Here is an 18,776-nt window from a genome sequence, read left to right as displayed (position 1 = left end):
CCGGCAACATGCTTTCGCCCTTTGCCTTGAGCATAATGCAATCTTCGGATTTTGCCCCGCGTTATCAAAGAACTTCTCCAAATCACGCCTGTAGTCGACTTGCCTCTATACTCCATCACGCCCGCATCCTCGGCGTCTTCGCAAAGACGCTCAGGCCCAGCCAGTCCTGCATGTTGCGGGCAAGGCCTCTGTCGCCTTCCAGTTTGAGGGTTGATGCGTCGATTTCCTGACGGATGGTGGAGATGCCCATCCAGATGGCAGTCATGGAGCGCAGGGCGCCTTCGACGAGGAGGTCGACGTCGTAGCCGGGGTCGAAATTGCAGAGGTCGACCTGGCCGTTTTCCACCACCAGCCACCAGCATCGCTGCGAGGCGGAGAGTTCGGGGTACAGAAACTGAATCGTGCAGCGGCGCGGCGGCAGCCTTCCGGCATCGAGGTTGCGGCGCATGTCCCACATCAAAAGAGACGGGTCGAGGTTCTTGAGCGACAGGCGCGACTCCATCCAGCGCTGCGACCAGTTGCCCAGCCCGACAATCAGCGGGCGCAGCTCCTCGCCAGCGGCGGTGAGCTGGTAATCGTTGATGCCGCCGGCATTGCGCGTGACCATGATGATGCCGGAGTGTTCGAGTTCCTTCAGCCGCTTGGACAGCAGCGCCGGAGACATTTTGGGTAGGCCGCGGCGCAGCTCGTTAAAGCGTGTCGAGCCGCAGAGGAGTTCGCGCACCACCAATGGCGTCCAGCGCGAACAGAGGACTTCCGCTGCCATAGAGACGGGGCAGAACTGCCCATAGCCGTGACGCTCTACCATGGGGACCTCCAGAGGTCTGATGGCCCCAAGAATATTGCAAAGCGGCCGTTCCGCCAATGCCCCATCCGGGTGTGCCCCGCCCTCAGCGACAAGGCAGTTCGACCGAGTTTTTGAGCAGTACAGTTCCTGAACTAGCGGCAGGTCTGAAACGGGCGCAAAATTTCAGTCCTGATCTCGAGGAGGAGGACTTGAAATGCTCGGGCTTGTAGAACCAATGGAAAGACCGGTCGGCGGTCCATCGATTGCCGAACGAACCCGTTCCGTGTTGCAGACGCTTGCGGAACGCGCCGCATCGATCGATGAAAACGATGACTTCGTGGGCCAGAATTACGGCCTGTTGAAAGAGGCCGGTCTGGTGCATGCGGGTGTGCCCGAAGAGCTGGGCGGGCTGGGTGCAGAGGTGCCGGAACTGGCAGAGATGCTGAAATCGCTGGCGCATGTCTGCGGCTCCACCGCGCTTGCCTTTTCCATGCACACTCATCAGGTCGCCATTCCTGCCTGGCGCTGGCGCCACCAGAAGGTGGCGGCAGTGGAACCGCTTCTGAAACGTGTGGCGGCCGACAGGATCATTCTGCTCTCAAGTGGCGGGTCGGACTGGATCGGCGGATCGGGCAAGGCAACGAAGGTGGATGGCGGCTACCAAATCGCGGCACGCAAACGCTTTACCTCCGGTGCGGCCGCAGGCAATGTTCTGATGACCGGCGCGATTTATGAAGGCGACGACGGCAGCCGCAGCGTCATTCATTTTGGCGCACCGATGGCCGCGCCCGAGGTTTCCATAGAGGAGACCTGGCGCACGATGGGCATGCGGGGCACCGGCTCGAACGATGTCATCATCGATGACCTGTTCATACCGGATGCGAACGTCGCCTTTTCCAGAACAGCAGGACAATGGCATCCGGTGTTCCAGGTCATCGCCACGGTGGCCTTTCCGCTGATCTATGCCGTCTATCTCGGTATCGCCGAAAACGCCCGCGACATCGCCATCAACATGATGCGCGGCAAGACCAGCAGCGAGCACACGATTGGCCTGATCGGGCGCATGGACACGGCACTGAGAGCCGCACAGCTTGCCCACCGCTGGATGCTGGAGGTGGTGGCGAAAAACGCGCCTTCGGCCGAGACGGTCAACGAGGTGATGATCGGTCGCTCACTGGTGGCACGCCACGCCATCGAGGTGGCGGAACTGGCCATGGAGGTTGCCGGTGGCGCAGCCTTCTATCGCGACAACGGGCTGGAACGCTGCTTCCGCGATATTCAGGGCGCGCGTTACCACCCCATGCAGCCGGGCGCACAGGCACATTATGCCGGGGCATGCGCACTGGGATTGCCGACGGAGGCGATCTACTGACGAAAACGCTGGCCGGTCCTGTCCGGCCAGCCCCAACCGGTGCCCTAGCAAGCGGGCCGCAGATAGGTCCTGAAATAGTCACCCGATGTCCAGATGCCAGCCCTGAGCTTCGCATCCACTGCCTCGGGTGTGGCGGGAACCAGCAGCAGCATACGCTCGGCGATGGCATCACCGGGCCGCATGATATCGGCGATGCAGGCCAGTTCTTCATCAAGATCGATATCCTCCGGCAGCGCCGCCATACGTCGCTCCGCCAGAATGGCGACCTCGTGCAAGGCGTTGCGCAGCCCCATAAGCTCAAGATCGTCAGGGCTGAGCGCTGCGGTATCAAGCGAAATGCCCGCCGCATCCCAGCCTGCGACATCAAGGTTTTCGATCTGCTCCCGCACGAATTTTAAAATGGATTTTTCCAGATTGTTTAGAGAGTTAAACAGGTTTTCTCGATCATTGCGTGAGAGTGCGGACGGAATGAATGTCGGGTTCAGGGTCAGCTTGAACATCAGGCCCCACCCCTGACTCTGGCAAGGCCGTCTGAGCCGGCGATGTCGCTCCAAGAAAACATTCTGCAACTCTCTCCTGTAGATTATGCCGGGATGATAAGCGCGTCCGGGGCATGTGGGCAAGCGAAATATGAATTAATTCCTATATCGCTTGCCTGTCGATACATATGCCGTTCTAATTCATAGGGTTAGGTGGCTAGGAAAAATTTCAACCAGAAATATGGTGCCGGAATTGGGTTGAAACACCGGCGATAGGTCTCGGTCGATGCGATCAGCGGCCTATCCGTCTTGCCGTGAACCAGATTTGGGCACTTAACGGACTGTCATTTGAAAAACCGGGATTTCGTGTCTCGATGCAAAACCAACGCTTTTTCTGAGTTCGGAGAAAACACACGCAATGAATTGATATAAAACGACTTTATTCGCGATGAAAGGACGTTTTTCGAGGTGTTTATGTTTGACGTTTACGTCAAATCTGGTGGCGAGCGCTACGATAGCCGGAGACCGGAAAACGGCATGGTTTGACAAGGCCATCACCTTCATCCACCGCTTGGGCTTCTGCACATTCACATGCCCCATACACCCACCGCGATACCGCTGATGCCGGACGTCAATGCCGGCTCAATCCCTACTCCGTTTATGCGCATCGCCCCTCTGGAGGGGTGAGAACCAGATCGCCGACGATGTGCAGCACGGCCCGGCAAAACGCTGGATGTGAAGCCTGAGCATCTATAGGCACTGCAGGCGCGGCGGTATCGAACCGGCCCGGAGATTTCACCGCCTTCGTTTCAGACCACCTCGCTTCAGACCACCTCGCTTCAGGCCACCTCGCTTCAGGCCACCTCTTTGTGCAGCGCCACCGCATCGGCCCACTCGGCGGCGGCATAGCGGCCGACGCGCGTTCTGTCGTTCTGGATGATCAGGGCAATGCGCCTGAACAGTTCCGCCTCGAAGGGTGTCTCCAGCTCTGTCACGTCCGACAGGCAGGTGCCGTCTTCCAGATAAAGTTCCGTCACGAGGAAACCCTCGTCATCGCCTTCCAGTTCGGCGCAGCCGGAAATCATCACACCGCTGTCAAAACGACCGTGCACGGCGATGCTGAGTTCATCGAATTCGAATGTGGCGCTGATGGGTGCCAAGGCGTCTCTCCTGATTGCTGCGGCTTCCGGGCAGAACAGGGCAGACTTGGTTGTCGTGTAAATCAGGCTGCAAACGGCAAGGCGGGGCGGATGCCACTGACCATTTCCGGTGGCTTCCGGATGCTGCGGGAAAGCGTCTTTTTTTCTCTATGCGTTTGAAAATGAATAAGTGATGCAGGTGTTTTCAAAAACCGCCATAGGGCTTGAAGAACAATGCCTCCAGCCTTCGGCCCGCTCTCTGTTTTTGCATGATGTCTGCGAAGCTGTTTGGAGCCGATGCGCGTCACTTAAACATTTTCAATGCCTTGCTGACGTTTTCTCACACAACCATTGAGCTGTTAGAGGAATTCCGAAACGGAGGCATGACGCGCTATGACATCACTGACGCCAAAACAGGCCCGCTTTGTGGACGAATATCTGCTGGATCTGAACGCCACGCAGGCCGCCATCCGGGCCGGTTACCGCAAACATGCGGCTGGTAGAATGGGCTCGCACCTGCTGAGAGACCCCGCCATTGCCGCAGAGATCGAGATGGCAAAAAAGGAGCGCGCCGCACGCACGCAGATCGATGCAGACTGGGTGCTGAAACGCATTGGCGAAGAACTCTCGGCCGACATGGCCGATCTCTATGACGACCACGGCGATCTCCTGCCGATCGAAGACTGGCCGCTGATCTGGCGTCAGGGTCTGGTCTCGGGCGTGGATATTCTGGCGCTTTATGAAGGCGAAGGTGACGACCGCAGGCTGGTTGGGCAGGTGAAGAAACTGAAGCTGGTGGACCGCACACGACGGCTGGAACTGGTTGGCAAACACATCAGGGTCAATGCCTTCCAGGAGGTGTTCGAGCACAAGGGACTGAACGCGCTGGCCGACCGGCTGGAGCGGGCCGGCAAACGTCTGGAAAGCGATGCAAAACCCCTCGCCGCACCTTTGAGTGATGGCGCGGCTAACGCTGGGATCAACACCGGAATGCAAGAACAGGACGCCGCAGACGATGCCAACACCCCCTGACAGCGACGACAACAGGCTGATCGAGCTTGCCGCCTCCTGCCGCTTCAGCCCGAGACGCTGGAGCCGGCTGGCGTGGGACTGGGGGGTCGGTGAACTGGCCGGTCACGATGGCCCGCGCGGCTGGCAGGATGACATCAACGACATCATCGGCCGGCATCTCGAAAACCCGGCAACGCGGTATCAGCCGCTGCAGATCTCGGTGGCATCCGGCCACGGGATTGGCAAGTCGGCGGAAATGGGCATGTTGTCCAACTGGGCCATGTCCTGTTTTGCCGATTGCCGCATCGTCACCACCGCCAACACCGAAGGCCAGCTTCGCACCAAGACCGCGCCGGAAATCGGCAAGTGGTTTCGCATGTCCATCACCGCCCACTGGTTCGACATCCAGACCATGTCGATCAAGAGCAGAGACCCCAGGCGCGGCGAAAGCTGGCGGCAGGATTTCATTCCCTGGAGCGAACACAACACCGAGGCCTTTGCCGGGCTGCACAACAAGGGCAAGATCATTCTGCTGCTGTTCGACGAGGCCTCGAAAATCCACGACAGGGTGTGGGAGGTCGCCGAGGGTGCGCTGACGGATGAAGACACCGTCATCATCTGGGTGGTATTTGGCAACCCGACACGCAACAGCGGCCGCTTTCGCGAATGTTTCCGCCGCTTCCGCCACCGCTGGATTGGCCGGCAGATCGACAGCCGCACCATTCCCGGCACCAACAAGCAGTTCCTGCAGCGCATGGTCGATGACCACGGCGAAGACAGCGATTATGTGAAGGTGCGAGTCCGGGGGCAGTTCCCGTCGCAATCCGCCATGCAGTTCATTTCCGCCGACGACGTGGACAAGGCGCGCGCCGTGCACCTGCGCAACGCGCAATATGGCTTCGCCCCCGTCATCATCGGCGTCGACCCCTCATGGACCGGCGACGACCCGACCGTGATCATGCTGCGGCAGGGGCTGTTTTCCCGGCGCCTCGCCTCCATTCCCCGCAACGACAACGACATCGAGGTGGCAAACCTGATTGCCCGCTTTGAAGACGACTATCAGGCCGACGCCGTGTTCGTGGATGCGGGGTATGGCACCGGCATCGTCAGCGCCGGCACGACCATGGGCCGCTCCTGGCAACTGGTATGGTTCGGCTCCACCAGAACGCTCGACCCCGGCTTCTACAACATGCGCTCGTACATCTGGGGCCAGATGAAACGCTGGATCAAGGCAGGTGGCGCCATCGACCCACGGAACGAAACGCTCTACCAGGACCTCGTCGGCCCCGAAACCGTGGCCCGCATCGACGGCAAGATCCAGCTTGAAAGCAAGCAGGACATGAAGGAACGCGGCATCCCCTCCCCAAACGAAGGCGACGCCCTTGCCCTTACCTTCACCCAACCCGTCACCAGAAAACTGCGCACCCGCAAGGCCGTAACCCTGCCGGATGGCACCACGGTTTATGAACCGGGCGTGATGCGTGCGGATACGGAGTATGATCCGTTGGGTGGGTGAGTGTTTGGGGTGGGCTAATCGCTGTTGTTTGCCAACAGCAGGATGACCTGGCCAGGGGGCGATAACCACCCGTGCAGCCATCATCCTATCGGCTTTGTCATCAGCGGGCTGTCTGGCGACGGATCGATCACATGCCAGCCCAGTTTCTCGTAAAATGGCACGGCGTTTCGGGCAGCATGGACATCCAGCCTCTGCGCCCCTTTTGTGGCGGCGAAGGATTGCAGTCTCTGCATCATCGCCGAACCAACGCCCCGCCTCTGGTACTCGGGCAGGACCGCGACCAGCCGAACAATGCCGACGCCAGCTTGCGCGTCGTCCAGATCAAGACGAACGGTTCCGACCGGCGTGCCATCAAGGCTGAAAAGCAGGGGAAAGTGCCCTTCCCGGTGCTCGTCCGGATGGGTTGGATCATAATTCTCTTGACCGCGCAGTTCGAAGAGAACATGGCGGCAAATGGCGTGGTATGCCTTCCAGCCGTCGACGTCGTGAGCTTTCAACAGCCGCAATTCCATCCGGTCGCTCCCATCCCGTAAAGCAACAGACTGGAACGTTACGCCGGATAGGTCCAGAGCTCATCATCCGCCTTGATCGCGGCGACCGTCGTTCTTGCGCGAATTTCCGTATCGGGCTGCTGGTCGAGCGCCATATGATCCGTCTCTATCGTGACCAGAAACGCCACCACCTCTTCGTCAGGAGCACCCCGTCGCAGCATGCCGGCGGCCTGAACCAGATAGGCGTCATATTCATCGGCAAACGAAAGCGCCTCGCCCTCGTCCCACCGCTGGTCGGGACCGAGCAGTCCGATCGGGTCCCACAAAGACCAGCCGATGTCTCTCAATCGGGAGAGCCTGATTTTGGGCGGCGGCGTCAGAGGGGGCATTGGTTCTTCCGGATTGCTGTCTGGTGGTCGCGTCACACCACGTTGATGCTGGTGTGTCTACCGCGCTGCGCAGAATTTGCAGTACGGAGTCTGACGCCCACTACTCCGCCCAGCGCAGGTCGCTGGTGAAGGTGATGGTGATCCAGCGGTCCGGGCCTTTGCCGCCGATGGCATCGCCGAGTTCGTCTCTGAGCGTGTCCCATTCCAGCAGCGAGCGGGTGGCGCGGTCTTCGGGTACGATGATGTAGACGCTGATTTCGCGTGAGCGGCCGGTTTTTGCGACATAGGCGCGGAAATCGCTGAAGCCGTGGCGTTCGACGAACTCTGTCGTGACGGAGCGGACGTGGCGGCGCAGATCGGCAGGCGTGATCATCAGAATATCCGCCAGCGCATCCCGCACTGTCCTGATGGGCAGCGGAATGATGACGAGGCAGACGAGCACCAGCGCGACAGGGTCGACATAGGGAATGAGCCAGGCAAAGCTGGTTCCTTCCAGCAGCAAGGCCGTGCCGAATGCCACCAGCAGGGCGCCGGAAATGCCGCCGCCGACCAGCCAGCCCTTCACATCGAGCCCGATCAGCGCCGAGCCGATCTTGCGGTTGGCAACGCTGGCGATGCGCGCCATGACAAGGCTGATGACGAGGGTAACGGCGGCGTAGGCCACGGCCGCATCCATGCTGAGTTCCGTGCCGCCATTGAGAATGGTGCCGAGCGCATTGACCAGCGCGTAAGCTGCCACGGTGAAAAGCAGCGTGCCGTTGAGGCCGAGAACGATGGGTTCCAGATGCCAGAAGCCCATGGAAAAGCGCTTGCGAAACCGCTCCGAAAGATTGCCGACGATCTGCGTGTCGGCCAGGATCAGCTTTGCCACCCACAGCGACAGAAGGCTCATGATCGTATCGAGGAACGAATAGATACCGTCGAAGATGATCGAGGCCGAACCGGACAGGATACCGGTGACAATGCCGAACGTCGCAACGAGGATGGTCATGGAAATGGACAGGCGAAAGACGCCCTGCTCATCTCGAAGATGATAAAAATCTCTAAGGGGGGTGGAAAACATTCTTCTTACTCAAACAGTTTTGTCGGTCCCGCGAAAGCGCATCATGCCACAGAGGCGTTGCCTTCGCATGTCTGCGGCGGATCAGCGCCGCGCGGCTTCGATACCTGCGCGCAACATGTCGACCGCGCGGTCGAAAACCTCTGTTGCATGCAGGTGGCGGTAACGGGGTTGCAGCCGCCGTGTCAGCGGGTATTCCGCCGGCGGCAGTGTGTTCAGTTCCAGATCGTCCTGCGCCGATGTGGGGCGGATCAGGCCGGAGATTTCCCCCATGCACAGGCCGATGATGCCGGCATACCAGGCAAGGCTGACGGCGGGCATGTCCTCATCCCGCAAACCGGCCTCCACCAGCGCGCCATGCACCATTTCAATATGGGCAAAATCCGCCCTGCCCGTGCTGAGATAACGCTGAAACAGCGCAAAGGTGGCCGGGTAGGAAAGCGCAATCTGTCGGTACTGCCCGGCCAGTTGCCGCAGCCTGTCGGCCCACGGCTGGTCGCCTGACACAAGGGCGAGCCTGGCGGTCAGCCCGTCTGCCATGGCGCGCAGGAGCCCGTCCTTGTTTCCGAAATGATAAAGCACGGCCATCGGATCGCAGCCGAGCCGCTCTGCCAGCTTTCTCACGCTGAATTTGTCCACGCCGATCTCTTCCATCAGCGCGATGGCGGTGGCTGTCATCAGGGATTTGTCGAGCCCACGGGCGGACATCTGGGTTTCGGTTCTGGTCATCATCAACTCCGTGGCATCAGCCAATAGCACGCTTGCAAAGTTATTTCTACAGTGTAGAGATTGCCGCCGTTTGATGAGACGTATCGGGAAATCGTGATGTCCTGGAATAATCGCTGGTTGGTGCTCGCTGTGGTGTCGAGCGCATTGCTGCTCATCGTCATCGACATGACGGTGCTCTACACGGCCTTGCCGCGCCTGACGCAGGAGCTGCAGGCAAGCCCCTCTGAAAAACTCTGGATCGTCAATGCCTATGCGCTGACGGTGGCCGGACTGTTGCCCGCGTCCGGTGCGCTGGGTGATCGTTACGGCGCAAAGCCGCTGTTTCTCGGCGGACTTCTGGTGTTTGGTCTCGCCTCCCTGCTTGCCGCCTTCGCACCCTCGCCCAACGTGCTGATTGGCGGGCGTGTCGCGCTGGCGATCGGGGCCGCGATGATGATGCCGGCAACACTTTCCATCATTCGCCACACCTTTGAGGATGAGCGCGAGCGCAGCCTTGCCATCGGCATCTGGGCTGCCATTGCCTCCGGCGGTGCGGCCTTCGGGCCGATCCTCGGCGGTTTTCTGCTGGAGTTCTTCTGGTGGGGGTCGGTGTTCCTGATCAACGTGCCGATCGTGGCGCTGGCGCTGGTGCTGGGCAGCCTGTTCGTACCGAACAAGAAAGGCAGCGCGCATCACCCCTTCAGCCTCATGGCCTCGGTGCAGATCATGGTCGGTCTGGTTGCCTCCACGCTCGCCATCAAGGAATTCGGCAAGCCCGAACCGTCACTTGCCATCGCCGCCATTGCCGGTGTGACCGGCATTGTTTTTGTCTCTGCCTTCATTCGCGGCCAGCGCCGTGCGGCCCGGCCGATGCTCGATCTGCGGCTGTTTGCCAATGCCAGTTTCAGCGGCGGTGTCATCGCCGCGCTCATTGCCGCATCAGCCCTGATTGGCCTGGAACTGGCAATGACGCAGCGTTTCCAGCTTGTGCTGGGGCTTTCGCCGCTGGAAGCGGGTATCAGGCTCCTGCCCCTGCCGCTCGCGGCATTTCTGGCCGGTCCGGTTGCCGGCCGGCTTCTGCCACGCTTTGGCATGCGCATGCTGCCGGTGTCGATGGCGCTGATGGCCGTCGGCGGGCTCATTCACCTCTTCGGCATGCAATCGCTCGTCGTTGAAATCGTCTCGATGGTGGTGATCGGCATTGGCGTCGGCGCGACGATGACCTCGGCCTCCGCCTCGATCCTGCACAATGCGCCGGCGGAAAGCGCCGGCACGGCTGCCTCCGTGGAAGAAGTCTCGTTCGAACTCGGCGGCGCCATGGGTGTCACCATTTTCGGCAGTGCGCTTGCGGCCATCTACAGCCATGCATTCGAGGGTGACGGCGTGGCCGCCGAAGGCATCGATCAGGCCATGCGGCAGGCACAAAGCCTGACGGGACCGGCCAGCGATGCGCTGCAGCGCGCCGCCGCGGCCGCATTCAACCTGTCGTTCATGTCGGTTCTGGCGGCGGCAACCGCCATCGTGCTGGCGGGTGCCGCGCTGGTGGCATGGATGGCAACCCGGACCGAAGGAGCAAAATCATGAAGACGCTGGCTGGAAAGATCGCCGTCATTACCGGGGCCGGCCGTGGCCTCGGCGCCGCCTTTGCCCTGTCGCTTGCCGATGCGGGCTGCGAACTGGTGCTGTGCGGCCGCAGGACCGAAGATCTGCAGACCATCGCAACGCTTGTTGCGGAACGCGGCGGCAAGAAGCCCGAGATCACTGCGCTGGACCTTGCCGGAGCCCAGAGTATCAACGACGCCGTGGACCGGATCACCGCTCGAAAAGACCGTGTCGATATCCTCATCAACAACGGCGCCATGTGGCTGGAAGCCAGCGACCAGCCCTATCGGCAGGAAGACGTGCTTGCCGTTATCAACGCCGCCATCACCGGCACATTCCTCTTCGTGCAAGGGCTTCGCCCGCTGATGCTGGCATCCGAAACACCCGATGTGGTGACAATCGGCTCGATCAGCGGCCTGCCGAATGCCGCCCTGCAATCCGTTTCCGTGCCGTTTTACGCCGCCAAACGCGGACAGGTCGCCCTTGCCGAAGGGCTCAGACAGGCGTTTTCAGGCAGCAGGTTCCGTTCGATCCTGATCAACCCGCCCTATCTCGACGACGCCCGCCCCGACCAGCAGGACTGGATGGACGCTGCAACACGACAGAAGGGCGAACGCGGCACCAGCCGCGACGTGGTGGAAGCCGCCCTCTACGCCCTGACACGCCCCCGCCACATCTCGCTGACCATCGACATCGACGCCGACGACGGCGGGCTTTATCCTCCGGCATGAAAGGCGGCAGCCAGAGCGACGGTGATTTCAGCTGATACAGCACCTGTCGACCGCCTGATGTGCCGGCAGCATCTTCAGGGTGTCACGCGGCACATTGAACGGCAAGGGATACAGGACGGCAGTTCCACCGCGACGCTCCTGACGACAATGCACTTCAAGCCATCGGCACCAGCGTGTAAGGAGCACCTGTGTTATTCGAGGAATTGACCATGACCGCGCAGATATCCTTTCGCCATGCCGTTCCCGCCGACGCCGAACGGTGTTTCGAGATCGAGGCTGGCGCCTATGAGGGCGACGAGGCCGCGACACTGGTGAAGATTTCAAAACGGATCGCGCAATATCCGCAAGGCTTCCTCGTGCTGGAAGCCGATGGGCGGATCGTCGGTTTCATCAATTCCGGTTGCGCCCACACGGTCGTCATGTCGGATGAAGCCTTCAAGGAGTTGGTCGGACACGATGCATCAGCTGCGAATGTCGTCATCATGTCTGTCGTTGTCGATACGGCCGAACAGGGCAAGGGCTACGCAAAAATGCTGATGAGTGGCTTCGTTGAAAGAATGCGGGTCATGCAAAAGCAGACAATCCATCTGATGTGCAGGGATCGGCACGTAGCCCTCTATGAAAAATTGGGCTACCGATATGTTCAGCCATCCGACTCCGACCACGGTGGAATGGCCTGGCACGACATGATGATGACGCTCTGATTGGGGGAAGAATGCGCAGATTGATCATGGCAACCACCTTTGCCATTGCCACGGCTTTGACGCCAACCTGGCTTCTTGCCGGTTCGGTGATGGATCCGACCCCTCTCGACCGCTATGTCGGTGAGCAGACGGCGCCGAAAACGTTGCTCGTCTATACCGCGCCCACCTGTTCGAACTGTGTGGATTTTGAACGGCAAATCCTGCCGGAGCTTCACAAACGTTATGTCGAAACTGGTAAGCTTCGGCTGGTTCATCGCCCCTTTATTCGTAACTCTGTCGATGCTGTCGCCTTCATGGTGATTGCTAGCGTGAACGATGCGAACAAGGAAAAGGCGTTTGCAGCGTTCACCGACAATTTTGAGAAGATCACTCAGCCCGGGAGCAAACCGGTGATACACGAGATCGCCGCAAGCGTGGGGATCGACAGTGACGGCTTCGAGCGTCTGCTGAACGATCAGAAACTGCTGGATGAGCTGAACCGCACGATGGCAACCGCAATGACGGTCTATGATGTACGGGGGACGCCGGCATTCTTCCTTGACGGGAAGCTGATTACCCCTGACGGAACGATCCGCCCTTTTGCCGAGGCAATGGACGCGAAAACGCCCTGACGGATACGGCCCGGCGAATGGCAATGGCGTGCACGCAGAGATGCCCTATGTCTGCTCCGCAGTCATGAAACGGTAAATCCAGACGTCATCAAGCTCGATCCGCTCGATTGCCTTCACATCCGCCGTTGCGATGGTCTGGCGCCAGAACTTTTCTGCGGCGTGGTTGTCCTTGAGAACGCTGAGTTCCCATATGCCGGGGTGACGTTCCAGGAGACTGGTGAAGGCACCCTTGCCGACGCCGACGCTACGAAATTCCGGTTTGATATAAAACTCGGCCACCGCGAAGTCCGTGCCCTTCAGCGATGTCGACCAGGTGTTGATGAGGGAAAAACCGGCCACAGCGCCGCCATGGTCGATGAAATACGGCCAGCGGTCCTGATCGGTCCAATAGCTGTCAAAATAAACATAATCGGCATCGACAGCACCATACTGGCTGAGTTCCTGCAGATACGTCGAAAGCATGCCTCGAAGCTGCCCCTTCTCCGCCTCGCCCACCGTTCGCAATCTGACCGACATGATTGAACCTCTGCACCACTTTTGAGCGCAAATTTCTGTACGCATCCAACTCGGCGTGCAACTTGGTCGCACTGGTTTCTACGGGTGCGACATCGTCCGCTATCAGCCGATAGAGTGGAGTCTGCTCGCCGGGCACAAGCGCCTCCAGATGCTGCGCGATATATTTGATCGCGGCAATCGGATGCAAGTCGACGCTCCCGGCATTTTCACATATATTCACCCTCGAAAAGTCGAGACCAGATTGGCAGTTTGCCTTCGGGCATTACGAATCCTCGACTTCCCAAAATGAAAAAGGCGCTCTTCGGGGCGTCTTTTTTCGTTTCGGATGGAAATTTATCGACAAGATTTCGGAGCGCACAAGACCTGCGGCGAAAAAACATTCGCAACGTGGCGATACGGCTCATAGGCCAAAAGCATGTTCTCTCTGAAGGATGTTTTTCCACCAGCCGCCGCCGTGCGTTGCCATCGGGTCGGTGCTTCACCTGTCATGACACATCCTGTGCGCTCGACTGCTTTTCCCATGCTGATGTAATGGCGATTTTTCGGTTCGCCAGAGGCTGGTTTCAGGCGCCTCGCGACCTCGCAAGGCGCAGCCGTTCCACCCGCAATTCGGGCTGACAACCATTCATCGCGCACCTTCGCTTGAGATGGCCGGGTGGCCGTGTGGAGCAGCTTATGGATGACACCTTCGACATGGATCTGCGCGTCTTCGCCGCCGGCCTGCCGGTGATGCGTGCGGGCGCGGTTCTGCGCCGCGTGCCAGCCACCGCTGTTCTCCCTGTTCCTGAAAACCTCGGATGATTGCCATGTGCATGTTTTCTTCTCCCAAGACCACCGCCGCGGTCCCCGTTGCCCCGCCTGAATATGCGCAGCAGAAAACGCCTGATTATGCGGCCGCACAGGCCACCACGGCGCGGCGTGCCACCGACCGGATCAAGGGTGCGAGCAGCACCATCCTGACCTCGGCCACCGGCGTCGGCTCGCTGGCGCAGACCTCCTCGCCCACGCTGACCGGCACGGACGGCAAGAAAACCCTGCTGGGAGCCTGAGCCATGGCCGATTTTCCCCGTTCGCACGAAACGCAGATCACCTATCACCGCCGCCGTCTGGAAGAGCTGAAACAGGTCCGCCAGCCCTGGGAAGCGGAGTGGCGGGCGCTGGCCGATTACATCGAGCCAACCCGGCTTCGCCTGTCCGGCAACCGCGAAGGTCCGCGCTCACGCGCCAGGATCATCGACAGCACCGGCACCCATGCCTATGACACCCTGAAATCCGGCATGCATTCCGGCCTCACCTCGCCCGCCCGGCCGTGGTTTCGCCTGACGACCTTCGATCCCGGCCTGAAGAAGGCGGATTCCGTCAAGGCCTATCTGGCCGCCGTGCAGGACAAGATGCGCGAAGTCTTTGCCGCATCCAACCTCTACCGCGCCTTCCATGTGGGCTATGGCGATCTTGGCCAGTTCGGCCAGTCGGTTGCCATTCTGGTGGAGGACGAGGACACCGTCATCCGCGTGCAGCAGCTTGTGCACGGCCGCTTCTGGCTTGCGCGCAACCACAAGGGCCGCGCCACCACGCTTTACCGGGTGTTTCGCTGGAGCGTGCAGCGCATTGTCGAGCGCTTCGGTTACACGCAGGTACCGCAGCGCATTCGCGACCTCTACGACACGGCCAGATATGCCGAATGTTTCGATGTCTACCACGCCATAGAGCCGCGTTACGACCACGATCCGGCCATGCGCGACAAGCGCAACAAGCCGTTTCTCTCCAACTACTGGGTGGATGACATCGGCACGGAGCTGCTGGAAGAAAGCGGTTTCGACAGCAACCCCATCATCGCGCCCGCCTGGGAACTGTCCGACGACGACCATTATTCGCTGTCGCCGGGACAGAAGGCTCTGGGCGATATCAGGATGCTGCAGCTCGAACAGACCCGCAAGCTGGAGGGCATCGACAAGAAGGTGCGCCCGCCCATGAACGCGCCGACCTCCATGCAGAACAGCCCGACCTCGCTTCTGCCGGGTGCGGTGAACTATGTGGACGATCCGGCCGGCAAGGGGTTTCGCCCGGCCATGGAGGTCAATCTCAGCCTTTCGGAGCTGCGCGAAGACATCCAGGAAACCCAGCGCCGCATCGACCGCACGTTTTTCGCCGATCTGTTCTTCGCCATCACCAACATGGAAGGCGTGCAGCCGCGCAATCAGTTCGAACTGACGCAGCGCAAGGAAGAACAGCTGCTGCAACTGGGCCCGGTGCTGGAAAATGTCTTCGGCGACCAGCTTGGACCGACCATCGACCGAACCTTCGACATTCTGGCCGCCCGCGATGAGCTGCCGCCGCCGCCACGCGAATTGCAGGGCGAGCAGCTCAAGGTGGAATATACCTCCACGCTGGCGCAGGCGCAGATGGCGGTTTCCACCGGGCCGATCGAGCGCGGTGTCGCCTTCATCGGCCAGCTTGCCGGGGCAAGACCGGATGCGCTGGACAAGCTCGATACCGACGAGGCGATCGACCTCTATGTCGAAGCGATCGGCGCGCCGCCCTCGCTGATCCTGGCGGACGACAAGGTACAGGCCATCCGCGACCGGCGTGCCGAGGAAGCGCAGGCAAAACAGTCTGCCGAAATGGCCTCAACCATGGCACCGGCGCTGAACCAGGGCGCCAAGGCCGCCGAACTGCTGGCCAGCGCCAATGAGAACCCGAATGGCAGCGCGCTGCTGCGCCAGCTGGGGCTCGGCGCATGACGGATTTCGCCCATTTGAGCCAACAACCTTCTGCCCTTCACACCTTGGAGCGTGACGAAATCACGATGGCGTTTCGTGATGTCTTTGCTCTCGATGCCGGCAAACGCGTGCTGTTCTGGATGCTGGAACAATGCGCCATCTACCAGGATGCCTATTCGGGGGAACTGACCAACGCAACGAACTACACGCTTGGCAGGCAGGGTGCCGGTCGCAAGCTTATCGCACAGCTCGATAGCATCGACCCCACCTTCTACCCGAAGCTGTTGCTGGCCATCGCGGATTTCAGGGCCATGGATGAGGCGGCGGCGAAACGCCGTGCCTCAAGCGAGGAAGGTGAAGACCATGACGTTGATGCCTAACAGGTGGCTTGGCCTGACGGCGTTCCTGTTTGCTGCCGAAGGCAGCGGTTCCGGCAGCCCCGGAGGCGATGGCGCATCGCCCTCTCCCGAGGCCGTGCTGTTTCCCAATGACAGAGCGCAGACCGGCGATGAGGCTGAAAACGGCCAGTCCCTGACCATTTCCTACGCAAACGCCGACGATGACGCGACTGATGATCCCGCCAGTGACGAGGCCGGTGATCTGGCTGACACGGTGCCCGAAGACGGCAGATACAGCCTGACCATGCCCGAGGGCGTGGAGGTTGATCAGGAGCTTCTCGATGCGCTGGGCACAGATTTCAGGGACATGGGCCTGACCAGCCGGCAGGCACAGAAACTGGCCGATACCTTCATCGAGACACAGACGAAACGCGGTGCTGCCGCAGCCGAAGGCTGGGCCAACCGTGTGCAGGGCTGGGCCGATGACGCCCGCAAGGACCGGGATATCGGCGGGCACAAATGGCAGGGCACGGTGTCCAATGCGCAGCGCGCCCTTTCCACCCTCGGGACACCTGCCCTGAAGGAATATCTGAACGCCAGCGGCGGAGGCAACCACCCAGAACTCATCCGGATATTTGCGAAAGTCGGATCGATGATCCGCGAGGACAACCCACCAACCGGAGGCGCAGACGGCGACGGCAGGAAGGCCGAAACCGCTCACCTTCTTTTTCCTAACGACGCACCGAAGGGCAAATAAGCTATGGCTATCATTGGTAGCACCGTTCCCACCCTCGTCGACGCCCACAAGGCATCCGGTGAGGGCATCGTTCTTGAACTGCTGGCGCAGAACAACCCCATTCTGAAAGATGCGATTGCCACCCAGTGCAATCTCAAGGGCATTCACCGCCATTCCATCCGCACCGGCCTGCCATCGGCCGGCTGGGGTAAACTTTACAAGGGTGTGCAGAAGTCGAAGAGCACGCTGCAGCAGGTGGATGACACGACAGGTTTTCTCGAAGCGCGCTCGGAAATCGATACGCGCCTGCTGAAACTGGCGCCTGACCCGGCCAAGCAGCGTCTGGTCGACAGCGCACCGTTTCTGGAAGCCATGAACCAGGAAATGGCCACCGGCCTTTTCTACCACGACACGGACAAGACCCCGGAAAAGTTCAAGGGTTTTGCGCCGCGTTTCAGCGCCTATAACAGCAACATTCCCGACCCGACGCGGCCGAACGCCGCCAACCAGGTGATCAATGCCGGTGGCACCGGCGGCGACAACACCTCCATCTGGTTCGTGACCTGGGCCGACCATGCCGCATCCCTGCTCTATCCCGAAGGCACCAAGGCCGGCGTGGAAGTGATGGACAAGGGCGAAGAGCCGGTGAAGGACGACGACGGCAACACCTATTACGCCAAGGTGACCGCCTTCGAGTGGCACATGGGCGCTTTCGTCAAGGATTACCGCTACATGGCGCGTATCGCCAATATCGATGTGTCGGAGATGATGGCTGGCAATGTCGACCTCTGGAAGCTTCTGCGCCAGGCTTATTACCGCCTCTACATGACCTACGGCATCAACGCCAAGGGCGGCCGCACGGTGTGCTACATGAACCGCCAGGTCATGGAAATTCTCGACGAGCAGTCCACCGACCGTGGCCTGACGACGGGACGCGCCAACTCTGTGCCGCTGAAATCCGCCAACCTCGAAGGCGAGGAAGTGACGACCTATCGCAACATCCCGATCCGCATCGCGGACTCGCTTCTAAGCACCGAGGCGCCGGTTCCGCCCGTCGCACTCTGACGATTGCCCAAAGCGTCTGCCGCCGGTTTCAGGGCGGCAGGCCCTCTCCCCGCTTGTCTCGTTGCCGCAGCGGATACCCCCGAAACCGCATTCGGTCGACGTTTGAGAAAGGAACACGTCGTGATTTTCGACACTCAAAGCATGCTTTCCAACGCCCAGGCCGTGACAGCCACGGCGCCTTCCACCAACACGCTCGATCTCGGCCCTGTCCCCTCCGGCATCGCCCGCGATATCGGCAAGGGCAAAGCGGTCCCGTTCCGCCTGCAGGTGGTGGAGGATTTCAACAACCTCACCTCGCTGACGCTCGATCTGCAGAGCGACGACAACACCGGCTTTTCATCGCCGAAAAGCCTCTGGTCGCAGACCGTTCCGCTGGCGGAGCTGAAAACCGGCAAGGTTCTGCTGCCGGAGTATCTGCCGCGTGGCACGGCCGAACGTTATCTGCGGCTGAACTACACGGTCACCGGCACAGCGCCGACGGCGGGCAGGATCACCGCTGGCGTGACACTCGGAAACCATTCCAATGGTTAAGGTCATCGCCAGTACCCGTGGGTACATCGACGGTGAAATCCGCGAGGCGGGCGACAGCTTCGACATTGACGATGCGCTGTGGAAGGACGAAACGCGCCGGCCGAAATGGGTGGCGCCCTACACGCCCGAACGCGCCGCAGCCGCGCGGCAGGACAGCACCCGCAAACCGGTGAAAAACGCCGCCAGACCGGCTGCCGGATCAACCTAGCCGAAAGGCGATGGCGTGCAGCGGGAACCGGACAGCCCGGCCGACTGAGCCACAGCGCCAGC

Annotated in this window: 24 protein-coding genes; 15 read left to right on the top strand and 9 right to left on the bottom strand. The window is 60.6% G+C overall.

The window, feature by feature from the left end:
- Window positions 1-115 precede the first annotated feature (115 nt).
- Entirely contained in the window at window positions 116-808 is a 693-nt protein-coding gene (locus ACIQT8_RS03420; RefSeq protein ID WP_400963455.1) for a winged helix-turn-helix transcriptional regulator, read from the bottom strand.
- Window positions 809-1,001: 193 nt separating this feature from the next.
- Here ACIQT8_RS03420 and ACIQT8_RS03415 point away from each other — a divergent pair, with 193 nt between their 5' ends.
- On the top strand, window positions 1,002-2,159 hold the full coding sequence (locus ACIQT8_RS03415; protein ID WP_400963452.1) for an acyl-CoA dehydrogenase family protein: 1,158 nt from the start codon (window positions 1,002-1,004) through the stop codon (window positions 2,157-2,159).
- A gap of 44 nt (window positions 2,160-2,203) precedes the next feature.
- Here ACIQT8_RS03415 and ACIQT8_RS03410 read toward each other — a convergent pair whose 3' ends face one another.
- The 3 genes from ACIQT8_RS03410 to ACIQT8_RS03400 all read right to left on the bottom strand — a co-directional run bounded on the left by ACIQT8_RS03410 (window position 2,204) and on the right by ACIQT8_RS03400 (window position 4,085).
- Complete coding sequence (locus ACIQT8_RS03410) at window positions 2,204-2,659, bottom strand: hypothetical protein (RefSeq protein ID WP_400963449.1); 456 nt, start codon at window positions 2,657-2,659, stop codon at window positions 2,204-2,206.
- 833 nt (window positions 2,660-3,492) lie between these two features.
- The gene (locus ACIQT8_RS03405) at window positions 3,493-3,798 is read right to left on the bottom strand and encodes a hypothetical protein (RefSeq protein WP_400963446.1); all 306 of its coding nucleotides are present in this window, start codon (window positions 3,796-3,798) and stop codon (window positions 3,493-3,495) included.
- Window positions 3,799-3,860: 62 nt separating this feature from the next.
- Complete coding sequence (locus ACIQT8_RS03400; RefSeq protein WP_400963443.1) at window positions 3,861-4,085, bottom strand: hypothetical protein; 225 nt, start codon at window positions 4,083-4,085, stop codon at window positions 3,861-3,863.
- Between the two features lie 85 nt (window positions 4,086-4,170).
- Here ACIQT8_RS03400 and ACIQT8_RS03395 point away from each other — a divergent pair, with 85 nt between their 5' ends.
- Window positions 4,171-4,809, top strand: coding sequence for a terminase small subunit (locus tag ACIQT8_RS03395; protein ID WP_400963441.1), 639 nt, complete (start codon window positions 4,171-4,173; stop codon window positions 4,807-4,809).
- The gene (locus ACIQT8_RS03390) at window positions 4,793-6,304 is read left to right on the top strand and encodes a terminase (protein WP_400963438.1); all 1,512 of its coding nucleotides are present in this window, start codon (window positions 4,793-4,795) and stop codon (window positions 6,302-6,304) included. The genes ACIQT8_RS03395 and ACIQT8_RS03390 overlap by 17 nt, the downstream gene beginning before the upstream one ends.
- A gap of 80 nt (window positions 6,305-6,384) precedes the next feature.
- Here the strand turns inward: ACIQT8_RS03390 and ACIQT8_RS03385 are convergent, their stop codons facing one another.
- The 4 genes from ACIQT8_RS03385 to ACIQT8_RS03370 all read right to left on the bottom strand — a co-directional run bounded on the left by ACIQT8_RS03385 (window position 6,385) and on the right by ACIQT8_RS03370 (window position 8,973).
- A complete protein-coding gene (locus tag ACIQT8_RS03385; RefSeq protein ID WP_400963435.1) occupies window positions 6,385-6,816 on the bottom strand; it encodes a GNAT family N-acetyltransferase in 432 nt (143 codons plus the stop codon).
- A gap of 38 nt (window positions 6,817-6,854) precedes the next feature.
- Complete coding sequence (locus ACIQT8_RS03380) at window positions 6,855-7,184, bottom strand: hypothetical protein (protein WP_400963432.1); 330 nt, start codon at window positions 7,182-7,184, stop codon at window positions 6,855-6,857.
- Between the two features lie 100 nt (window positions 7,185-7,284).
- Window positions 7,285-8,247 (bottom strand): cation diffusion facilitator family transporter, encoded by a 963-nt coding sequence (locus ACIQT8_RS03375; RefSeq protein WP_138792349.1) that lies wholly within the window; start codon window positions 8,245-8,247, stop codon window positions 7,285-7,287.
- Window positions 8,248-8,328: 81 nt separating this feature from the next.
- A complete protein-coding gene (locus ACIQT8_RS03370; protein ID WP_400963429.1) occupies window positions 8,329-8,973 on the bottom strand; it encodes a TetR/AcrR family transcriptional regulator in 645 nt (214 codons plus the stop codon).
- Window positions 8,974-9,069: 96 nt separating this feature from the next.
- Here ACIQT8_RS03370 and ACIQT8_RS03365 point away from each other — a divergent pair, with 96 nt between their 5' ends.
- From ACIQT8_RS03365 to ACIQT8_RS03350, 4 genes are all read left to right on the top strand, one after another.
- Entirely contained in the window at window positions 9,070-10,536 is a 1,467-nt protein-coding gene (locus ACIQT8_RS03365; RefSeq protein WP_400963427.1) for an MFS transporter, read from the top strand.
- Complete coding sequence (locus ACIQT8_RS03360) at window positions 10,533-11,285, top strand: SDR family oxidoreductase (protein ID WP_400963424.1); 753 nt, start codon at window positions 10,533-10,535, stop codon at window positions 11,283-11,285. Before ACIQT8_RS03365 ends, ACIQT8_RS03360 begins: the two co-directional genes overlap by 4 nt.
- A gap of 209 nt (window positions 11,286-11,494) precedes the next feature.
- On the top strand, window positions 11,495-11,989 hold the full coding sequence (locus tag ACIQT8_RS03355; protein WP_400963421.1) for a GNAT family N-acetyltransferase: 495 nt from the start codon (window positions 11,495-11,497) through the stop codon (window positions 11,987-11,989).
- An 11-nt stretch (window positions 11,990-12,000) separates the two neighbouring features.
- Window positions 12,001-12,600 carry a DsbA family protein gene (locus ACIQT8_RS03350; RefSeq protein ID WP_400963419.1) on the top strand — a complete coding sequence of 200 codons (600 nt, stop codon included), beginning with the start codon at window positions 12,001-12,003 and terminating at the stop codon, window positions 12,598-12,600.
- Between the two features lie 45 nt (window positions 12,601-12,645).
- Here ACIQT8_RS03350 and ACIQT8_RS03345 read toward each other — a convergent pair whose 3' ends face one another.
- Window positions 12,646-13,116: a GNAT family N-acetyltransferase gene (locus tag ACIQT8_RS03345; RefSeq protein WP_400963416.1), complete on the bottom strand. Its 471-nt coding sequence runs from the start codon at window positions 13,114-13,116 to the stop codon at window positions 12,646-12,648.
- A gap of 675 nt (window positions 13,117-13,791) precedes the next feature.
- Here ACIQT8_RS03345 and ACIQT8_RS03340 point away from each other — a divergent pair.
- The 8 genes from ACIQT8_RS03340 to ACIQT8_RS03305 all read left to right on the top strand — a co-directional run bounded on the left by ACIQT8_RS03340 (window position 13,792) and on the right by ACIQT8_RS03305 (window position 18,714).
- Complete coding sequence (locus tag ACIQT8_RS03340) at window positions 13,792-13,917, top strand: hypothetical protein (protein ID WP_400963413.1); 126 nt, start codon at window positions 13,792-13,794, stop codon at window positions 13,915-13,917.
- A gap of 5 nt (window positions 13,918-13,922) precedes the next feature.
- Window positions 13,923-14,165, top strand: coding sequence for a hypothetical protein (locus ACIQT8_RS03335; protein ID WP_400963410.1), 243 nt, complete (start codon window positions 13,923-13,925; stop codon window positions 14,163-14,165).
- A 3-nt stretch (window positions 14,166-14,168) separates the two neighbouring features.
- Window positions 14,169-15,857 (top strand): portal protein, encoded by a 1,689-nt coding sequence (locus ACIQT8_RS03330; protein ID WP_400963408.1) that lies wholly within the window; start codon window positions 14,169-14,171, stop codon window positions 15,855-15,857.
- Window positions 15,854-16,216, top strand: a complete 363-nt coding sequence (locus ACIQT8_RS03325) for a hypothetical protein (protein ID WP_400963405.1) — start codon at window positions 15,854-15,856, stop codon at window positions 16,214-16,216. The genes ACIQT8_RS03330 and ACIQT8_RS03325 overlap by 4 nt, the downstream gene beginning before the upstream one ends.
- Window positions 16,200-16,931 carry a hypothetical protein gene (locus ACIQT8_RS03320; protein WP_400963402.1) on the top strand — a complete coding sequence of 244 codons (732 nt, stop codon included), beginning with the start codon at window positions 16,200-16,202 and terminating at the stop codon, window positions 16,929-16,931. The genes ACIQT8_RS03325 and ACIQT8_RS03320 overlap by 17 nt, the downstream gene beginning before the upstream one ends.
- Before the next feature lie 3 nt (window positions 16,932-16,934).
- The gene (locus tag ACIQT8_RS03315; RefSeq protein ID WP_138792358.1) at window positions 16,935-17,975 is read left to right on the top strand and encodes a major capsid protein; all 1,041 of its coding nucleotides are present in this window, start codon (window positions 16,935-16,937) and stop codon (window positions 17,973-17,975) included.
- Window positions 17,976-18,095: 120 nt separating this feature from the next.
- Entirely contained in the window at window positions 18,096-18,506 is a 411-nt protein-coding gene (locus ACIQT8_RS03310) for a Bbp16 family capsid cement protein (RefSeq protein ID WP_400963399.1), read from the top strand.
- A complete protein-coding gene (locus tag ACIQT8_RS03305) occupies window positions 18,499-18,714 on the top strand; it encodes a hypothetical protein (RefSeq protein ID WP_400963396.1) in 216 nt (71 codons plus the stop codon). Before ACIQT8_RS03310 ends, ACIQT8_RS03305 begins: the two co-directional genes overlap by 8 nt.
- Window positions 18,715-18,776 lie beyond the last annotated feature (62 nt).

It is taken from the genome of Agrobacterium sp. NPDC090273 (genome assembly GCF_044772305.1).
Lineage (GTDB): Bacteria > Pseudomonadota > Alphaproteobacteria > Rhizobiales > Rhizobiaceae > Agrobacterium.
The sequence above is the reverse complement of the archived record's forward strand: the minus strand, read 5'-3'. Positions and strand labels throughout refer to the sequence as shown.